16 protein-coding genes and 2 tRNA genes are annotated in these 16,798 nt (G+C 66.3%); 6 read left to right on the top strand and 12 right to left on the bottom strand.

Going from position 1 to position 16,798, the window contains the following annotated elements; translation table 11 throughout:
* The first annotated feature begins 189 nt into the window (after positions 1–189).
* Positions 190–813 (top strand): histidine phosphatase family protein, encoded by a 624-nt coding sequence (locus ACFQEU_RS04150; protein ID WP_379779557.1) that lies wholly within the window; start codon positions 190–192, stop codon positions 811–813.
* 154 nt (positions 814–967) lie between these two features.
* Here ACFQEU_RS04150 and ACFQEU_RS04145 read toward each other — a convergent pair whose 3' ends face one another.
* Together ACFQEU_RS04145 and ACFQEU_RS04140 are read right to left on the bottom strand one after the other, a co-directional pair.
* On the bottom strand, positions 968–1,351 hold the full coding sequence (locus ACFQEU_RS04145) for a DUF5611 family protein (RefSeq protein ID WP_379779555.1): 384 nt from the start codon (positions 1,349–1,351) through the stop codon (positions 968–970).
* 139 nt (positions 1,352–1,490) lie between these two features.
* Positions 1,491–2,855 (bottom strand): DUF7093 family protein, encoded by a 1,365-nt coding sequence (locus ACFQEU_RS04140; RefSeq protein ID WP_379779553.1) that lies wholly within the window; start codon positions 2,853–2,855, stop codon positions 1,491–1,493.
* A 178-nt stretch (positions 2,856–3,033) separates the two neighbouring features.
* On the opposite strand from ACFQEU_RS04140, the gene ACFQEU_RS04135 reads away from it, so the two are divergent.
* Positions 3,034–3,348, top strand: a complete 315-nt coding sequence (locus tag ACFQEU_RS04135) for a 2Fe-2S iron-sulfur cluster-binding protein (protein WP_379779559.1) — start codon at positions 3,034–3,036, stop codon at positions 3,346–3,348.
* Between the two features lie 150 nt (positions 3,349–3,498).
* On the opposite strand, the gene ACFQEU_RS04130 is transcribed toward ACFQEU_RS04135, so the two are convergent.
* Entirely contained in the window at positions 3,499–3,693 is a 195-nt protein-coding gene (locus ACFQEU_RS04130; protein ID WP_023499165.1) for a cold-shock protein, read from the bottom strand.
* Positions 3,694–3,902: 209 nt separating this feature from the next.
* Between ACFQEU_RS04130 and ACFQEU_RS04125 the strand changes: the two genes are divergently transcribed.
* The 4 genes from ACFQEU_RS04125 (at position 3,903) to ACFQEU_RS04110 (ending at position 7,527) form a co-directional block, all read left to right on the top strand.
* Positions 3,903–4,430 (top strand): hypothetical protein, encoded by a 528-nt coding sequence (locus ACFQEU_RS04125; protein WP_379779551.1) that lies wholly within the window; start codon positions 3,903–3,905, stop codon positions 4,428–4,430.
* A 132-nt stretch (positions 4,431–4,562) separates the two neighbouring features.
* The gene (locus ACFQEU_RS04120) at positions 4,563–6,137 is read left to right on the top strand and encodes an HTTM domain-containing protein (RefSeq protein WP_379779549.1); all 1,575 of its coding nucleotides are present in this window, start codon (positions 4,563–4,565) and stop codon (positions 6,135–6,137) included.
* A gap of 275 nt (positions 6,138–6,412) precedes the next feature.
* Positions 6,413–6,958, top strand: a complete 546-nt coding sequence (locus ACFQEU_RS04115) for a winged helix-turn-helix domain-containing protein (protein WP_379779547.1) — start codon at positions 6,413–6,415, stop codon at positions 6,956–6,958.
* A gap of 332 nt (positions 6,959–7,290) precedes the next feature.
* Complete coding sequence (locus ACFQEU_RS04110) at positions 7,291–7,527, top strand: hypothetical protein (RefSeq protein WP_379779545.1); 237 nt, start codon at positions 7,291–7,293, stop codon at positions 7,525–7,527.
* A 269-nt stretch (positions 7,528–7,796) separates the two neighbouring features.
* On the opposite strand, the gene ACFQEU_RS04105 is transcribed toward ACFQEU_RS04110, so the two are convergent.
* From ACFQEU_RS04105 to ACFQEU_RS04065, 9 genes are all read right to left on the bottom strand, one after another.
* Positions 7,797–7,870, bottom strand: a tRNA-Phe gene (locus tag ACFQEU_RS04105).
* 117 nt (positions 7,871–7,987) lie between these two features.
* A tRNA-Pro gene (locus ACFQEU_RS04100) sits at positions 7,988–8,058 on the bottom strand.
* Between the two features lie 80 nt (positions 8,059–8,138).
* Positions 8,139–9,998, bottom strand: a complete 1,860-nt coding sequence (locus ACFQEU_RS04095; RefSeq protein ID WP_379779543.1) for an SLC13 family permease — start codon at positions 9,996–9,998, stop codon at positions 8,139–8,141.
* Positions 9,999–10,151: 153 nt separating this feature from the next.
* Complete coding sequence (locus tag ACFQEU_RS04090) at positions 10,152–12,206, bottom strand: DEAD/DEAH box helicase (RefSeq protein WP_379779541.1); 2,055 nt, start codon at positions 12,204–12,206, stop codon at positions 10,152–10,154.
* A gap of 140 nt (positions 12,207–12,346) precedes the next feature.
* Positions 12,347–12,877: a 50S ribosomal protein L16 gene (locus tag ACFQEU_RS04085; RefSeq protein WP_379779539.1), complete on the bottom strand. Its 531-nt coding sequence runs from the start codon at positions 12,875–12,877 to the stop codon at positions 12,347–12,349.
* Positions 12,878–12,969: 92 nt separating this feature from the next.
* Complete coding sequence (gene nucS, locus ACFQEU_RS04080) at positions 12,970–13,821, bottom strand: endonuclease NucS (RefSeq protein WP_379779537.1); 852 nt, start codon at positions 13,819–13,821, stop codon at positions 12,970–12,972.
* A 70-nt stretch (positions 13,822–13,891) separates the two neighbouring features.
* A complete protein-coding gene (locus ACFQEU_RS04075; RefSeq protein ID WP_379779535.1) occupies positions 13,892–14,044 on the bottom strand; it encodes a hypothetical protein in 153 nt (50 codons plus the stop codon).
* Positions 14,045–14,226: 182 nt separating this feature from the next.
* Positions 14,227–15,516, bottom strand: coding sequence for an adenosylhomocysteinase (locus tag ACFQEU_RS04070; RefSeq protein ID WP_379779533.1), 1,290 nt, complete (start codon positions 15,514–15,516; stop codon positions 14,227–14,229).
* Positions 15,517–15,587: 71 nt separating this feature from the next.
* The gene (locus ACFQEU_RS04065; RefSeq protein WP_379779531.1) at positions 15,588–16,619 is read right to left on the bottom strand and encodes a hypothetical protein; all 1,032 of its coding nucleotides are present in this window, start codon (positions 16,617–16,619) and stop codon (positions 15,588–15,590) included.
* Positions 16,620–16,798 lie beyond the last annotated feature (179 nt).

Genomic DNA, 16,798 nt, shown 5'->3' with positions numbered 1-16,798 from the left:
GCCTCGCGACGCGCGGCCTGGAGCGACTGCGCGGTCCGCGAGAGCGCCGACGCCAGCGACGGCGACACCGTGGCGTTCCTCATCGGGTCCCCTTGCTCGCGACGACTCAATAGTGTGCCGCCGACGAGACGGAGCCATGTGCGGCTTCGTGAGGGCAATCGGTATGTCCACCCCGGTCGTATTCCACTCGTGAGCACGACGCTGTTCGTCAGACACGGCACGACGACGTGGAACGAGACGGGACGCATCCAGGGCTGGGCCCCCGTGAGCCTCACCGAGGGGGGCCGTGAGGAGGCCGCGGCGGTCGCCGACCACTTGGCCGCCGCACGCGACGTGGACGGACTCGTCACGTCGGACCTCGACCGCGCGGTAGAGACCGCCGAGGCGATCGCCGACGCGACCGGAACCCCGATCGAGACCGACTCACGGCTGCGCGAGCGTGACTTCGGCGTGTTCCAAGGGCTCGAAACCGGCTCCTTCTTCGACGACTACCCGGCGTTCGATCTGCTGGAGAACGGTCACGACGCCGCGGTGGCGACCGCCGATAGCGGCGAGAGCTGGCTCGACGTGCGGAGTCGCGTTCTCGACGCCGCGGCCGATCTGGCCGACCGCGACGGGACGGTCGTCGCGGTGAGCCACGGCGGCCCGATCCGCCTCGTTACCGGACACCACCGAGGGCTCGACCCCGAGCGGGCACTCACGGAGCTCGCCGTCGACAACTGTTCAATCACCGAGATCGGCGCCGGCTCGGAACCAGACGCCGAGGGGGAGCGGTCGCTCGTGCGATCGAATGCGACGCCGTTTCGGGAGTGAGTGAGGGCGGGAGCGTTTGGGGAGCGAGCGAACGCGACCGATCGGCAGCATCGAAAGGCCGGGCGGCGGTGAGAGACGGCGAAAGAGACAGCGGGGTCGGGACGGGAGCGGGCAATCCGGACGAGCGTTTGCCTAAGACGGTATCAGAGCCCGATCAGTAGTCGGGGGCGTCGTCCTCGACTTCGCGTTTGAGCGAGTCGCGCCGGGACTTCGCGTCGCGACCGGTCGCCTCCAGGAGGAACTCGTTTTTCGCGTCGACGGCGTCGGCGGCGGCGTCCGCGTTCCCCTCAGCGATGACGTCCTCGGCGGGACGCTCCTCGAAGTGGACCGCGAGCTTGTCCTTCTTGCCGCTATACGCCGCCGCCCCGGCGAGGATCCGATCGAACACGGGGTTATCGGGATCCTCGACCACGTACAGGTCGTGGCCGTTGTGTTCTTCGGTTCCAGTGACTTCGCCGAAGTACTCCTCGATCGACCCCTTCAGGTCGGGCATACGGTCGTCGAGATGCTCGCCGCGGCGCATCTTGTACTCCTTCATGTCGCGACCGTTCGACAGGAGCCCCTAAACCAGTTTCGTCACGGGCGGGTCGGCGGACATCGGCGTTTCAGAAACGCTACAACCGGATCGGTAGATGAAAAGCGGAGGGGCCGTAGAGCGACTGCGCGGCGATCCACTCTCAGATCGGTCGTTCGTCGATGTAGCCACGCTTGCAGTCGGGACAGATGTCGCCGGGACGCAGCGAGTTCCCGTCGATCTCCCTCGTCATCCCACACGCCGGACAGTAGTACTCGGATGCGACCGGTGCCTCGGGACGCTCGAAGTCGGGGCTGTCCCCGTGGGCGATCCCCGAGCCGGCGTCGGGCGACGTCCCGTCCGCGTCGGCGTCGATGTCACGCGAGCTCCGGTCGTCGGACGCTGTCGAGGCCCCGCTACCGGTCCCGGTGGCGATGCCGTCGTCCGGCGCTTCGACGTACTCGGTGTCCGGGTCGGACTCGGCCGTCGGGTCGGCGGGTTCGGGAGTGAGCCCGCCGCCGAACTCGACATCGGCGTCGCCACTGCCGCCGACTTCGGCGCTGAACCCCTCGTCCTCCCCGCGCTGTTCTGGCCAAGGGGTGTGATCCCCGCCGCCCGTCGACCCGTCGTCCGTCTCCGCGTCGTCCGTCTCCGCGTCGTCCGCCGGCCACGCGCCGTGGGCTCTATCCCCGTCGTCGGCCGTGGTATCGTCGTCGAGGATCACGCCGCCGTCGTCCTCGGCGCTCGTCTCGCCGCCCGTCGCCGCCTCCGAGCCCGCGGCGTCGGACTGGTTGTCGGCAGCGGCAGTCGCCCCAGTCTCGGTGGCGGCCGTTCGCGCCGTGTCATCGGAGCCGTTCGAGTCGATCAGCTCGGCGTCCTCATCGTCCGCCGCGAGATCCGAGGCGGAGTCGGAGTCGGAAGCGGAGTCGGCGGCCGCCCCGGACGTGGGATCGGTGGCCGGCTCCGAGGCGGAACCCGCCGCATCGACAGACGACGCAGACTCGGCAGCGTCGGCCGGATCGGTCGGTTCCTCGTCGATCGGTTCCTCATCGGTTGGGTCCGGATCTGTTGGCCCCGGATCGTCGTCCAGGATCACCGCGTCGTCTTCAACGCCACTGGCAACGTCGTCGGCCGTCCGGTCGAGGTCTGGTGTCTTCGAGACATCGACCCCGTCGCCAGCCGCGATCCCTCCGGAACCTGTAGCATCGACGGCGTTCCCGGTATCACCGGCATCGCCGGTATCGCCGACATCGCCGGCATCGCCGGCAGCTGCTGTACCCGTCTCGGCCACAGCGCCCGTCGCCGTCTCCGTCGCGCCCCTATTCGTCCCTTCGTCGCCCGCCGCGTGGTCCGCGAGCTGTTCGATCGTCGTGACTTCGGTGTTCTCGCTTACGACCTGTGTCTCGCCACAGCGGCTACAGGTCTTCACCTCCCTGACGGTCGTGACGACTTCTCGGCCGTCCTCCTCCCGTTCCTTTTCGATCTCAGGCTCGGAGAAATCGTGTCCGAGCAGACACCTGAGTCCCATTACACCCCTCTGCGGTGCCGAGGGTAAAAAACGCCCCGTCGCTGTCGGACGCTCGGCACACGCGAACCGGGCGGGCGATATGGAGCGTGACCGGGCGGCCGGCACGGAGCGTGACCAGGCGGCCGTCCCGACGGACAGACGCCAGCACCTATGTGGCTCCATCGCGTACCGGAGCCACATGCCGACCGTATACTACGAGGGCGAGGAGATCGAGTGTGAGGAAGGTGCCGTGTTGCGCGACGTGCTTCGGGAGGCGGGTCTCTCCGTGTACAATGGGAAGTCCGAACAGTTCAACTGCCGGGGGATGGGTTCGTGTGGAACCTGTGCCGTCAAAGTCGAGGGAGAAGTGAGCGAACCGGGCAAAAAGGAGAAGGCCCGGCTCTGGTTCCCACCACACCACCCCAGCCACGACGTCCGACTCGCGTGTCAGACGCGCGTCAAGGGGGACGTCACGGTGACGAAGGGGCGCGGCCTCTGGGGTCAGCACGTCTGAGCGGAACGATCGTCCCCGAGAGACGGACCCGTCGCTCGAAGCGTGGATAACTGCCCGGGACGGACCGAAGTCCGAACCGCGGGAAAGAACTCGTTTTCGCGTGTCAGAGTCGCCGCCGGCGTGAACCGGACCGACCCACCTGGTTCCGGATTACTGCCGAACGACGTTCGTCGCGCGGGGACCCTTGGGCGAGGACTCGATGTCGAACTCGAGCTCCTGACCCTCTTCGAGGTCCGGACCGCCAACGTCCTCCATGTGGAAGAACACGTCGTCGTCCTCGTCCTCAGTCGAAATGAAACCGTAGCCGCCAGTGTCGTTGAAGAAATCAACCTTGCCTGTCGCCATTGCAATCGTACAAACGGGCGTTTCGGGCATAAGACTTGCGAGTGTACAGTTACCACGGGTATCGGTGGACGATCGTTTTTCGGTACTGTCAGAATATCTCGCATCCGTGAACGGACAGTCGGTTGGACGAACCGATACCGACCGAACAGTCGGTTTTTGTCCGGTGTGGTCACGGCGGGTTTATCCGGGCGGCCGACCGAACCGGAGTCGTGTTCCGACCCATCCGTGAAAACGGCCCGGCACTCTTGGTGCCGGCCGCGTGGACCGTCGTTGCCGGTGCGGTCGCCGGGATCGTTTCCGAACACGCTCTGTTCGTCGCGCACGTCGTGATGAGCGCCCTACTCGTCGGGTTCGTCGCGGCATCCTGGAACGAGATGTCGTCAGGGACGCTCCGCGCGTGGAAGCTCGTTATCCTCGCCGGAACGCCGGCAACGATCGCGGGCGTGCTCGGCTTTCTCGCGCTCAACGGGACGATCGGGCTCCCCGCCGAGCCGCTCCTGGCGCTCGCGCTGTATGCGTGGATCCTTCTCCCGGCCGTGGGACTGATATACACGGGACGACGCGCGGAGGAGACCGCGCTGGCCTACGACGTCGGTGGAGTCTGCTCGCTGGCGGGGGCGGTCGGGGTGACGCTCGCGGCGGCCCCGATCGAGGTCGTCGCCGGGATCGGCGTCGTCGGCGTCGGACAGACGATGGGGATCGTCGCGGCGACCGTCGTGGAGTCACGGGTCGAGTGATCGCAGACGGAGGAGAGGACAGCCGGAGAGTCAGGATCCACGAGATGACTGAAACGACCGCCGTAGCCTCCAACAAATATACATACGCGCTGCTCGTGGCTCGACGCACTCAGCCGAATCGCTGACGGACCGATGGTATCAGGATCCCTCACTACCCCCGTCGCCCGTGTCTTCGACGCCTGTACGCAGCTATGGCTGCGCGCCGAACCCGTCCGCGACCGGGTCCGCGCCCGGTTCACGGTCGACGCTCGGTCGCTAGCGGCGATCCGGATCGCGCTCGGGTTGATCCTGATCGTCGACCTGGTACACCGGTTCGGGTCGATCGAGATGTTCTACACCGACAACGGAGCGTACCCGTTCGCCGCCTACGAGCTCACCTACACGCAGTACAACGGGCTCTCGGTCCACGCGCTCTCCGGTGACCTCTGGTTCCAGCAGTTGCTGTTCGTCGTCGCCGCGCTGTTCGCGGTCGCGTTCGTGTTGGGGTACCGAACGCGGCTCGTCGGCGTGGTCTCGCTCGTGTTGCTGTTCTCGCTTCACGCGCGCAACCCGGCGGTGCTCAACGGCGGTGACCGGCTCCTTCGCGTCCTGCTGTTCGTCGCGCTCGTGACACCCCTCGGCGAGCGGTGGTCGATCGACGCGTTGCGCCGCGGCTCCGCCCGGCGGACGGTGGCGAGCTTCGGGACCGCCGCGCTCCTCGTCCAACCGCTCGTCGTGTTCACCGCGAACGCGATCGAGAAACACGGCGGCGACACCTGGTACGCCGGCGAGGCGCTGGGGATCGCGCTCGCTAACGACGTGATGACGGTGTATCTGGGCAACGTGCTCGTCGACTACCCGCCCGTGCTCACCGCACTCAACTACGCGTGGGTGACGCTGCTCGCCGGATCGGTCGTCTTCCTCCTGCTGCCCGTCGGGCGCGTTCGGGCGGTGACCGCGCTCGCGTACATCGTCGCGTTCCTCGGGATGTTGACCGCGATGGCGGTCGGGATGTTCCCGCTCGCGCTCGCCGCCTCGGTACTTCCGTTCCTCCCGGCGGTCTTCTGGGACACGCTCACCCGGTACGTCCCCGACCGCTGGGCGGCTCGGCTCCCCGACGCCGCCACCCTCGGACCGCTTCGGAAGCAGCCGGTCGAGCACCGACTCCTCGACCGCCTCCGAAACGAGGGGTACGAAGAGGTCTCGTCGTACGCCGTGGCGTACGGTCGCTCGCTCGTGACCGTCGTCGGGTTCCTGGTTCTCGTGTGGATCCTCGTGTTCGCCGGGAGCAACGTCTCCGGCTACGACGTGCCGGACGAGATCGACCACAGCCACGTCGACCAGCAGAGCTGGGGGCTGTACGCGCCGGACCCCTCCACGACGTACAGCTGGTACGTCCCCCAGGTCGACCTCGCGAACGGCTCTAGCATCGACGCGCGAACCGGCGGCGAGGTCGATCTCGACCGGCCGCCCGACGCCTCCGCCGAGTACGACACGTTCCGCCACCGGAAGTTCATGCAGGCCGTACGCGACTCCGACGGAGGGAGCATCTCGCAGGGGTACGCCGACTGGATGTGTCGACAGGCGAGCCAGAACTACGACGTCGACGCCGAACACATCCGCGTCTACCGGCTGATCCAGTCGAGCCCCGTCGACGGAGCGTTCGAGGACGAACCCAGACGGCAGATGGCGATCCGGACCGACTGCGCGGACGCGGCACCCGAGTGACCAACGTCTCCCGTGAGAGGACCTCGAATGTGGAACAGATGAAGGAACACTGCCGCCTCCCGGATCGTGAACCACTCTCCACGAAAAAACGGTTCACGTCGAACCGAACAGTTCGATGAGCTGCGAAACGCTACACGGCATGACCACTCCCGTACAGAAACGGCCTGTCGCGTTGATCTACCCCAAAGTCGAGATGGTGACTGTGAGAGGATCGAAACAAACGCAATAATTTGCGGGGAGATAGAATTATTACGCACAAGTGACTACTTTGGCGTATGTCGCCCGAAAGTGTGTCCGGGGACGAACCGGAGTGGGAGAGGACGTGGAAAGGGCACGCCTCGGCGTTCGACCGGGTGAAGTCGGTCACGATGACGCTTTCGGAGTCCCGACCCGCCTCTTGGATCGCTGAAGAGGCAGCCGTCTCTCCGAACACCGCGCGGGACCATCTGCGTCGACTCATCGATCTCGGTGTCGTGATGGCAACCGAGCAGGACGGAGTCCGCCACTACTATCCGGATCCACTGTACACACGACTTCGAGACGTCCGGGAGGTACTCGAAGGCACGACAAAACGGGAACTCGCAGAGCAGGCAGCGGCGTTGAAAACGGATATCGCGGAGTGGAGCGCCGAGTATGACGCGGACTCCCCCGACGCACTCCGTGAACAAGCAGCCGTGGACGACGTCCCTGCCGAGATGGCATACGAACTTACGCGGGCAGCAAGCGATTGGGAACTCGCCCGGTATCGGCTCTCGCTCGTGCAGGACGCGATAAAGAACTACGACAGTTGGACGTCCGACCCGTCGTCGATCACCGCATGACCGGCGACCGGGGCACGCCGAGGAACCGGTCCGGCAACAGCGCCTCCCGGCGTGTTTCTCCTGACTCCTCCCGAGGACGTGTTCGCTTCGATGGGGGTTCGGATCGGGGTCGTGATCGACACCGCATTTTGCGCGAGTTACGTGGCGAACTGGCGCGACACTCTGCCGTTCGATCCATTGAGGGGGAACCACCGGACGAGTACCGGGAAGTACGGGCCACGCTCGATCCATCGTGGTTCGGTCGCCCGGCAGAGACCGCGTCTCTCCGGGTGACGTGGGTCCCGAATCCGTCACCCAGTCCCGAAGCGTCCGACCGGACGAACGATGCCTGGATGCGGACCCCGATACAGGCGTACTACACCCTCCATTACGGCGAATCGGATGGGCTCGACTGCGGGTTCCACTGTGAACCGAACCCCCACGTCGATGGACTACTGCACTATCAGGAACGCGATGATACGAACGACGCGTACACGTACGAGCCGGTCTCGTTCGATACACGCTCGGTATCCGGGCTCCTGTGGGAGATGATGGACGCGCTCGCCGACCGGCTTGACGACTTTGAGTGACGCCCATACCGATCGGTTGCCGAAACGACGCGCGGTTCGAACGGCCTCTGTTCAAAACCTAGAAGATCTGACTAGTTCCTACTGCACACACGCAAAGCTCGCAGGCATTTGAACCGTGAGTATGATGCCGCCTCCCGGATTTGAACTACCGAAAGGCTCGCTGTCGCTCGCCTTTCGACTCCCCGCTCGCTCCGCTCGCGAGGACGGGGACAGTTCGATCTTCAGTCGAATTCGAAAGCTCTTCGAATGAAAATCGCGTAGAAACCGGATGCCGCCTCCCGGATTTGAACCGGGGACAGCTCGATCTTCAGTCGAGTGCTCTCCCAGTCTGAGCTAAGGCGGCTCGCACTCGCATCAACGCCGATTCGAGACAAAAGGATTTCGAAAGACGGCGGTCGGCTGGGGGATTCGAATCCGACGCACGGCTGCGGCGCTCGTCAGGGTGATCGCGCCACAAAAGTGGGACCGCCCGGATTCGAACCGGGGTCACGGGCACCCAAGGCCCGAAGTATACCACTAACCCACGGTCCCGCATCGGTACATACCCGGATGCAGCGGTAAAACGTTTCGTTCGGCGACGGGAAGCGGTGCCGGGACGGCTCGGAGGCGGGTTAGACCTCCCAGAAGTACACGATCCCGAGCGTGGTCACCACGGTGAGGACCAGCTGGAGCGGCGCGCCGAGCCGGAAGTAGTCGGTGAACTTGTACCCGCCCGGTCCGTACACCATCAGGTTCGTCTGGTAGCCGATCGGGGTGAGCATCGCGGTCGAGGCCGCGAACGTCACCGCGAGCACGAACGAGAACGGGTCGGCCCCGATCGCCTCCGCAGTGTCGATGGCGACGGGGATCATCAACACCACGCTCGCGTTGTTGCTGACGACGTTCGTGATCAGCGCGGTGAACAGGTAGAACGCGCCCAACACGACCACGGTGTCGAGTCCGACCGCGTTGACGACGATAACGCTCGCGAGCCACTCGGCCGCGCCCGTACGCTCCATCGCAACGCCGAGCGGGATCAGCCCCGCGAGGAGGAAGATGACGCTCCAGTCCACCGAGGAGTACACCTCGTTCGGCTTCACGCACCCGGTCGCAACCATCGCGACGATCCCGCCGAGCGCGCTCACGAGGATCGGGAGGATATCGAGCGCCGCGAGTGCGACGACGCCGGCGACGATCCCGATAGCGAGCGGTATCTTCTCCGTCCGGAAGTCCGGGCGGGTGAGCCGCCCGCCGACGACGAAGTCCCGGTCGTTGCTGAAGCGAGTGATCGTGTCCTCCGTCGCCTGTAACAGGAGGGTGTCGCCGGCACGGAGCCCCCGCTCGTCCATGCGGGCGTGGATCACTTTTCCGCCCCGACGGATCGCGAGGACGGTCGCGTCGTAGCGGTTCCGGAAGTTCAGGGTCTCCAGCGTCTCGCCGATCAGCGGGGCCTCCGGAGAGATGACGACCTCGACGAGGTTCTGTTCGGCCTCCGCTTCGATCGCGTCGTCCTCCGTCGTGAGCTGCTCCTCGCTCACGTCCGCGTCGGGCGCGAGGTCCAGTCCTTCGGCGTCGACGAGCGACATGAGGCTCCCGCGGTCGGTCCGCAACACGAGCACGTCCCCCTCGCGCACCTGTTTTCGCGCGAGCGGCTCCGTGAACACCTGGTCGTCACGGACGAGCTGGACGATGTCGGCGTCGACGTCGAGGCTCTCTAGACACTGATGGACCGTCTTGCCGACGAACGGGGAGTCACCGCGAACGACCACCTCGGTGAGGTACTCGGTCATCTCGAACCCCTCGATCAGCCGGTCGTCCATCCGGATCCGCTCGGGGAGGAGGTACCGGCCGACCGTCGCGAGGTACACCCCACCGGTGAGGAGAACGATGACCCCCAGCTGCGTGAACTCGAACATCGAGAACGGCCGGTCGAGCAGCCGCGCGGAGACGTCGGACGCGAGGATGTTCGTGGAGGTGCCGATGAGTGTGAGCATCCCGCCGAGCATCGCCATGAACGAGACGGGCATGAGCAGCTTCGACGGGGAGACACCCGTCTTCTCGGAGATCGCGTTCACCATCGGGATCATGATAGCGACGACCGGGGTGTTGTTGATGAACCCGGCCGTCCCGCCCGACAGACCGAGCACCGCGAGCAGCTGTTTGAACGGGCTGTCCCCGAAGCGATCGGCGATCCACGCCCCGATCTTGTTTATCAGTCCGGACTGGCGTATCCCCTCGCTGAGGACGAACATCGCGAGAACCGTGATCGTTGCCGAGCTCGAGAACCCCCCCACCCCGGTGGCGGCGTCGACCTGCGTCCACGGCTCCAACACGATCAACACCACCATCACGCCGATCGCGGTGATGTCGATCGGCACCGGCTCGGCGACGAAAAACACGAGTGCGAGCGCGATGATAGCAAAGATCACGAGGATCTCTGTCGTCAAGGGCGGGACCGTCGTCCCGACCGCCAGTGCGCCGAGAACGACCATACGAGACAGGGCATCCGGACGACGAAAAGGGTTGAGGTATGTCCCGCGTCCCCTCGGGCCGCGCACATATCACTCCGCGATGAGCTCGAGACGACCGTCACGATCGGTCACTTAGCCCGGATGATCGTGGACCGGTCGTGGCGGCCGCGCCGGCTACCCCTCGTCGTCGCGCAGTTCGAGGTCGGCAACGACGTCATAGGGGTCCGTCCCTTTTCGAATCGCGTCGAGGATGAAGAACGCCTCGTCGGGCGCGAGGAAGTGTCGACACACCGCCCGGCCGAGCGGGGTCGGGGAGAACCCGTCGATGAACTGCCACTCCAAGAGTTTCCCGATCGCGTGTTTGGTGGGGACCTCGCCGATCATCCGATCGTTGAGTCGTTTGGCCTTCTTGCCCGCGACGACGATGTTCGCCAGCGTTTCCTCGACGGCCGCCGTCTCGTCGTAGTGGGTTGAGACGTCCTCCATCTCGCCTTTCAAGAGGGTGAACGCGACCTCGTCTTCGGTCCGGTCCATGGAGTTGTGGTACACCGCGTCGGGCTCGACGAGGAGATAGACGCGCCCGCGGTCGTGGTAGTCGGGACGACCGGCCCGCCCGAGCATCTGTGAGAACTCCTGGACGGAGAGCCACTCGATCCCCATCGCCAACGAGTCGAAGATCACCTGCGAAGCGGGGAAGTCGACGCCGGCCGCCAGCGCCGCGGTGGTGACGACCGCCGACAGCTCCTGGTCGCCAAACATGCGTTCCACCTTCTTTCGGCGACCGTAGTCGAGTCCGGCGTGGTACGGCGCGGAGTCGTATCGGAGCTTCCGGCTGATCTCGTGACACCGGCGGCGGGAGTTCGTGAAGACGATCGTCTGGCCGCGATACCCCTTCGAGGATTTCGTGTCGAACTCGCGTTTGACGAGCTTGTCCGCGATCTGCGCTTTCTCGCGGCCGTCCGCGAACGTGACGTGTCGTTCGATCGGGACCGGCCGTTCCTCGAACTCGATCAGCGTCGCCCGAAGGCGCTTCGCGAGCCACTCAGGGTTGCCGACGGTCGCCGAGAGATAGACGAACTGGGTGCCGTCGTACCCCGAATGGGTCTCCATCCGGTTCTCGCTGTAGTATTTGAGTCGAGAGATCAGCCCGTCGAGGCGGTGACCACGTTCGCCCTCCTTGAGAGTGTGAACCTCGTCGATGACGACGGTCCCGACATCACCCAAGTCCTTCCCGGTCCGGAGGGCGTGGTCGATCCCCTCGTAGGTCCCGACGATCACGTCCGCGTTCGGGTCGAACCGGTTGCCGTCGTCGGCGATCCGGGAGGAGCCGACCCGGATCGAGACGTCGAGCAAGTGGCCGTACCGGTCCTCGAAGTCCTCGTGTTTCTGGTTGGCGAGTGCGACCAACGGCACGAGGAACAGCAGCTTCCCGTCGCCGCGTAACGCCCGGTCGATCCCCGCGAGCTCACCGACGAGCGTCTTCCCCGTCGCCGTGGCGCTCACCACGAGCTGGTCGTCGCCGTCGAGCAGCCCGTTCCGTACGGAAAGGCTCTGAACGGGGAGGAGCTCCTCGAACCGGCCCTGGAGGTGGTCTGCCAAGTCGGGGTGGAGGTCGAGCTCGTCGGTTCGAACCGCGGTCACGTCGTCGACGTTGGCCGACACCTCGTCGAACTTCGTGAGGTCGGGGTCGAGCCCGCCCGACAGCAGGTTGATGATCCGGTCGAGGTCCTTCGACTCGTACAACAGCTCCTCGAGCCGCTCCTCCGCCGCGCCCGTGAACTCGCCTTTGTACGACAGTTCGCGTTCGAGCTCGCGGCGGGCGCAGTCGGGACAGACGTGTTCGTCGTTGTGTTCGATCGCGGTCTCCGACGTGATCGGCCCGTAGCGGCCGTCGTTCGCACAGCGGCGGCATGTCCGGACCGTCATCGCCTCCAGCTGATAGCCGTCGAGCATCGCTTCCAGCCGGCTCCGTCCCTCCGACGAGGTTTGCTGGGAGATCCGGATCCGCTCGGCGGCCCGCGCGAGCTCGACGAACTCGTCGGGTCGGCGGGGATGGTCCTCGCCGTCACGGACCACGCGGAACTTGCCCGGGCGGGGGCCCGCCGAGGTGTCCTTCAACTCGAGACGCCCCCGAAGCACCCGGGTTCCGTCCCGGTTCGCGACTACGGTGTAGTCGCTCCGCGCCTCGTGTAAGAACAGCGTCTCGACCGCTCCCAGCTGCTGTGACACTGGTCGCCGGTACGTCGTTCGGGTATTTCAGGGGTTCGACTCACGGGACCGCACCTCGGCGCGGTCGGGACTGTTCGGGCGATATCGGGAGAGCGGGGTGAGAACCGAGAAAGAACCGAACGCGTCTACGCAGCGAGCGGTTACGCGACCAGTAGCTTCTCGCCGCGCTCGACCGTGATCCGGCACGGCGGAGAGAGCTTGTTGTACGCGCGTCGGAACGCCTCCTTCACGACGGGGGCCTGCTCGACATCGCAGTACGCCGTGAACACGACGTCGCCCTTGTCGAGCCGGGCGGCCGTCCCGACGGGCTTGCCGAACGCCTGACGCATTCCGTCGGAGACACGGTCCGCGCCCGCACCGGTCGCCTGCTTGTTCTCGCGGATGACTTGGTGGGGGAACTTGCGGAGGGTCATCTTGTAGTTGCCCTCGCCGAGCTCCTTGATCAGGTGGCGGTTCGCCGATAGGCGCGCGCTCTCAAGCGAGCCGTGGCGGATCTGGAGCTCCTCCTCGACGCGGAGACTGATCTGGACGGGGTAGTCGTCCGGCTCCGCGGAGAGGTCGCCCATGTTGTGCTGTGCGATCTTCGAACCGGGGATCCCGGTGATGTACTCCCGCCGGGTGTACGACGGCTTGTCGATCTCCCGGTACATGGAGGCGGGTTTGTCGGACATGGTTACTTGTCCGATGTAGCCGCCGCTGCGTCAATAAACCCGTCGATACCGCGACGGAAGCGACTACGCGTCGGGACGCACCGCCGCACCCCTCACTTCCCCCCAGTCGCCTCGAGCGCGACGTGCTCGAAGCCCCGGTCGGCGAGCCGTTCCGCCGCCCGATCCGTTATCGAGGGGGCGACGAGCACACCGCGGACGCGGGGGGCGTCCGAGCCGTCTGCTACATCCGAGCCCGTCGAACCGTCTAGCCCGTCCGAACTATCCCTCCCGTCCGAACTATCTCTTCCATCCGAACTATCTCTCACATCCGAACTATCTCTCCCGTCTGGATCCGCCCCGAGTTCCTCCCGGAGGGCCCGGACGTACCGCGCCAGCTGCCCGACCGCGTCCGGCCCCACCCGCCGCCGTTTCAGCTCGACGACGACCGGCGTTCCGTCGGCGTCGACGCCGAAGACGTCCATCGGGCCGGCGCTGGAGGGGCGCTCCGTCTCCCGCGGCTCGAACCCGTCCTCGATCAGCGACGGTCGTTCGAGGATCCGGGTCCGGAGATCCTCCTCGCTGCCGTGAAGCGTGAGGTCGCGACCGCCGGTGACGGGCATCGCCGACAGCTGATGGACGTCCGAGAACCGGACGAGCAGGGTCTCGTCGGGGTTCTCTCGGGTCGACGTGACCCGGAGACGACCCTCGCGGACCGTCGCGCGGTGTTCCGATCCCGGGGGCTGCCAGTTGACCGGCGTCCGGCCCTCGTCGGTGTGGACGAGCGCCGCCCCGTCGGGTTTCAACAGGAGGAGCCGGTCGCCAGCACCCAGATCCGAGGCGGCCCGGCCCTCGTAGGAGACGGTACACCGGCCGAACACGCTTATCAGGTCACCGCGGTCGAACGCCGCCTCCAGCTCCCACAGCGCCTCGCGGTGGCTCGGGTCGTGGAGGCTCGTGACTGTCACGGTCGAAGTACGCGGTCGGGGGACAAAAACCGTGTGTCAGCCACGTGTGGCGGTGTTCGACTCACGATCGCTACTCGTCGCCGCGTCGTGCGACGACGATACCGGCGACGAAGAGCGCGACACCGATCCCGAACGCGGCGACCCGGATCGTCGTGTCGGATGCGAGGATCCCGACAAGGAGCATGACGCCGAACCCGGCGTGAAAAACGGCGGTGAGGTTCATACGTATCGTATGGGTGGGAGCCACAAAAGCCGGTCGAACACACGAGACACGGAAAAGGCGGGAGGGAACGAACGTCCGGGACGGGACGAACGCCGAAAGCCGAACGAACGTCCGGGACGGGACGAACGCCGAACGCAAGCGGTCAGTGCTGGTCGACCGGACGACGCTCGGGTCCTTCGCGATCAGGTCCCGTGTTCCCAGCTGCCCATGTACTCGCGCTGCTCGTCGGAGAGGGAGTCGTGGGCGACGCCCTCGGCGGCGAGTTTGATCTCGGCGACCTCGCGGTCGAGGTCATCCGGAACGTCGTGAACGCCGGGTTCGTACGCCTCGCCGTTCGCCGCGAGCTCGCGGACGACGACGGCCTGGACGCCGAAGCTCTGGTCCATCACCTCGACCGGATGGCCGAGTGCGATGGGCGCGGCGAGGTTGACCAGGCGACCCTCGGCGAGCACGTTGAGCACGCGACCGTCGGGCATCTCGAACCCCTCGACGCCGTCGCGGGCTTCGAACCGATCGACGGCGAGGTCGTCGAGCTCCTCGAGGTTGATCTCCACGTCGAAGTGGCCGGCGTTGGCGAGCAGGACGCCGTCGGACATGACCTCGAAGTGCTCGCGGGTGATCACGTCGCGGTTGCCGGTCGTGGTGACGAACACGTCGCCCTTCTCCGCGGCCTCCGCCATCGGCAACACCTCGTACCCCTCCATGTGGGCTTCGAGCGCTTTTCGCGGGTCGACCTCACAGACGATCACGTTGGCGTTCTGACCCGCAGCCTTCTTGGCGACGCCCTTCCCGCAGTAGCCGAACCCGCCGACGACGACGTTTTTGCCCGCGAACGAGAGGTTCGTCGTCATCGCGATGGTCGCCAGCGAGGACTCGCCGGTGCCGTGAACGTTGTCGAACAGCCGCTTCATCGGCGTGTCGTTGACGGCGAAGACGGGGTAGTGGAGCTCCCCCTCGTCGTCCATCGCGCGCAGGCGGTGGACGCCGGTCGTCGTCTCCTCCGCGCCGCCGACGATGGAGTCGATGAGTTCGGGATACTCCTCGTGGACGAGCTTCACCATGTCCATCCCGTCGTCGACGGTGATCGTCGGCTCGTGGGCGACGACCGCGTGCATCGCGTCGTAGTACTCCTCGTCGCCGACGCCTCGCACGGCGTAGGAGGTGATCGAGTCGTGCTCGTTCAGCGCCGCGGAGACGTCGTCGTGGGTCGACAGCGGGTTGCACCCGGTGATCGCGACCTCCGCGCCGCCGTCGGCGAGCAGCTCGACCAGGTTCGCCGTCTTCGCCTCGACGTGCATCGCCATCGCGATCACTTCGCCGTCGAGGGGCTGTTCCGCGACGAACTCCTCGCGCAGTGACTCCAGGATCGGCATGTGCTGAAGCGCCCACTCCATCTTACGCCGGCCCTCCTCGCGGGCCGTCTCGGGGTCCGATAGGTGCTGTGTGACCGGTGGATACGTGCTCTCGCTCATACCCATATGTTCGCTCACCGCGCACTAAACGCTGCCGACACGGGCGGGAGCAGCGGAGCCGTGACGGCGGTTCAGTTACCCGGCGGACCGTTGCCGTTACCCGCGCCGTTCCCGGGGCCATTCCCGTCGTCCGCACCGTTGCCGTTGCCCGCGCCGGTCCCGTCGTGCGCGTCGCTCCCGTTACCGGAGCCACCGCTCCCATCGGGAGCGTCGCTCGCCTCGGTTCCGGCATCGGAGCCGTCATCGGTCTCCTCGGCGTCAGTGGCATCGTCGCTTCCGTTACCGGTGTGATCCGGGGGCCCCTGGCCCGCATCGCTTCCGTTACCGGCGTGATCCGGGGGCCCCTGGCCCGCACCGCTTCCGTTACCGGCGTGATCGGGGGCGTTACCCGGATTGTTCTCCGTCACGTGATCGGAGACCGCCGCGCCGATACCGCCAGCGCGGTCGTCAAAGGACGCGATGAACTCACGGACGAGCTGGCCGAACGACGCCGGCTCCTCGTCCGCCGCCGCGATCAGTTCGGCGGTCGTCGACGCGGTCGCACCCTCGGACGCCGCGGTCACGTCGACTGTGACGTTCGTCTCGGGGACCGGAAGGTCGACCGTGCCGTTCGCGTCGGTACTGTAGTTCCCGACGCCGGCGTACGTCGCGTTCTCGTCGACCGTCTCGACCGTGACCGACGCGTTCTCGACCGTCTCGTTCCCGTCGGTCACCGTGACGATCGGGTCGTCGTCCGCCCCGTCGACGGCGACATCGAGGTCGATCGGCGCGGTCAGGTCGACTGTCGTCGTCGCCGTCTCGTTCTCGTACTCGGCCGTGATCTCGACGGTCACGTCCTCGTCGGCAGCGGGGAGGACGACGGTACCGTTCTCGGCGGTGACGTACGTCTCGTTCTCACCGGCGTAGGAGGCGTTCTCCTCGACCGTCTCGACGGTCACCTCGGCGTTCGCGACCGCGGTGTCGTTCTCGGTCACCGTGACGGTCGGTTCGTCGTCGAGGTCGTCGACCGTGACGGAGAGTCCGCCGTCCGCGGCCGCGACCCCGGCCGCCGCACCGAGCGCGACGACCGCGATCAACAGGACGTGTATCGTTCGTGTTCGCATGACGGTCGGGACACGGGGTGTGACTTACCTAAAAGGGGAAGTCGGTTAAGCCGGATTACGGCCGATTCATCCCGGTTCGTCCCGGCTAAACCGCACCGAGACGACGGGAGGACGGGACGGTGCGCGATCCGTGGTCACTTGCCGTCTTCCGCGCGGGCGACGGCGTCGGCCGCGGCCGC

Origin of the sequence: Halorubrum tibetense (assembly GCF_042661865.1) — an archaeon.
In the GTDB taxonomy this organism is placed as follows: Archaea; Halobacteriota; Halobacteria; order Halobacteriales; family Haloferacaceae; genus Halorubrum; species Halorubrum tibetense.
The sequence above is the reverse complement of the archived record's forward strand: the minus strand, read 5'-3'. Positions and strand labels throughout refer to the sequence as shown.

What these genes read in the sequence shown, in the direction of transcription:
- ACFQEU_RS04140 (WP_379779553.1), bottom strand. Translation starts at nt 2,855, where the DNA reads ATGGGACTCAGGTGTCTGCTCGGACACGATTTCTCCGAGCCTGAGATC.
- ACFQEU_RS04110 (WP_379779545.1), top strand. Translation starts at nt 7,291, where the DNA reads ATGCGGACCCCGATACAGGCGTACTACACCCTCCATTACGGCGAATCG.
- ACFQEU_RS04130 (WP_023499165.1), bottom strand. Translation starts at nt 3,693, where the DNA reads ATGGCGACAGGCAAGGTTGATTTCTTCAACGACACTGGCGGCTACGGT.
- ACFQEU_RS04135 (WP_379779559.1), top strand. Translation starts at nt 3,034, where the DNA reads ATGCCGACCGTATACTACGAGGGCGAGGAGATCGAGTGTGAGGAAGGT.
- ACFQEU_RS04120 (WP_379779549.1), top strand. Translation starts at nt 4,563, where the DNA reads ATGGTATCAGGATCCCTCACTACCCCCGTCGCCCGTGTCTTCGACGCC.
- ACFQEU_RS04070 (WP_379779533.1), bottom strand. Translation starts at nt 15,516, where the DNA reads ATGAGCGAGAGCACGTATCCACCGGTCACACAGCACCTATCGGACCCC.
- ACFQEU_RS04075 (WP_379779535.1), bottom strand. Translation starts at nt 14,044, where the DNA reads ATGAACCTCACCGCCGTTTTTCACGCCGGGTTCGGCGTCATGCTCCTT.
- ACFQEU_RS04115 (WP_379779547.1), top strand. Translation starts at nt 6,413, where the DNA reads ATGTCGCCCGAAAGTGTGTCCGGGGACGAACCGGAGTGGGAGAGGACG.
- ACFQEU_RS04065 (WP_379779531.1), bottom strand. Translation starts at nt 16,619, where the DNA reads ATGCGAACACGAACGATACACGTCCTGTTGATCGCGGTCGTCGCGCTC.
- ACFQEU_RS04085 (WP_379779539.1), bottom strand. Translation starts at nt 12,877, where the DNA reads ATGTCCGACAAACCCGCCTCCATGTACCGGGAGATCGACAAGCCGTCG.
- ACFQEU_RS04095 (WP_379779543.1), bottom strand. Translation starts at nt 9,998, where the DNA reads ATGGTCGTTCTCGGCGCACTGGCGGTCGGGACGACGGTCCCGCCCTTG.
- ACFQEU_RS04145 (WP_379779555.1), bottom strand. Translation starts at nt 1,351, where the DNA reads ATGAAGGAGTACAAGATGCGCCGCGGCGAGCATCTCGACGACCGTATG.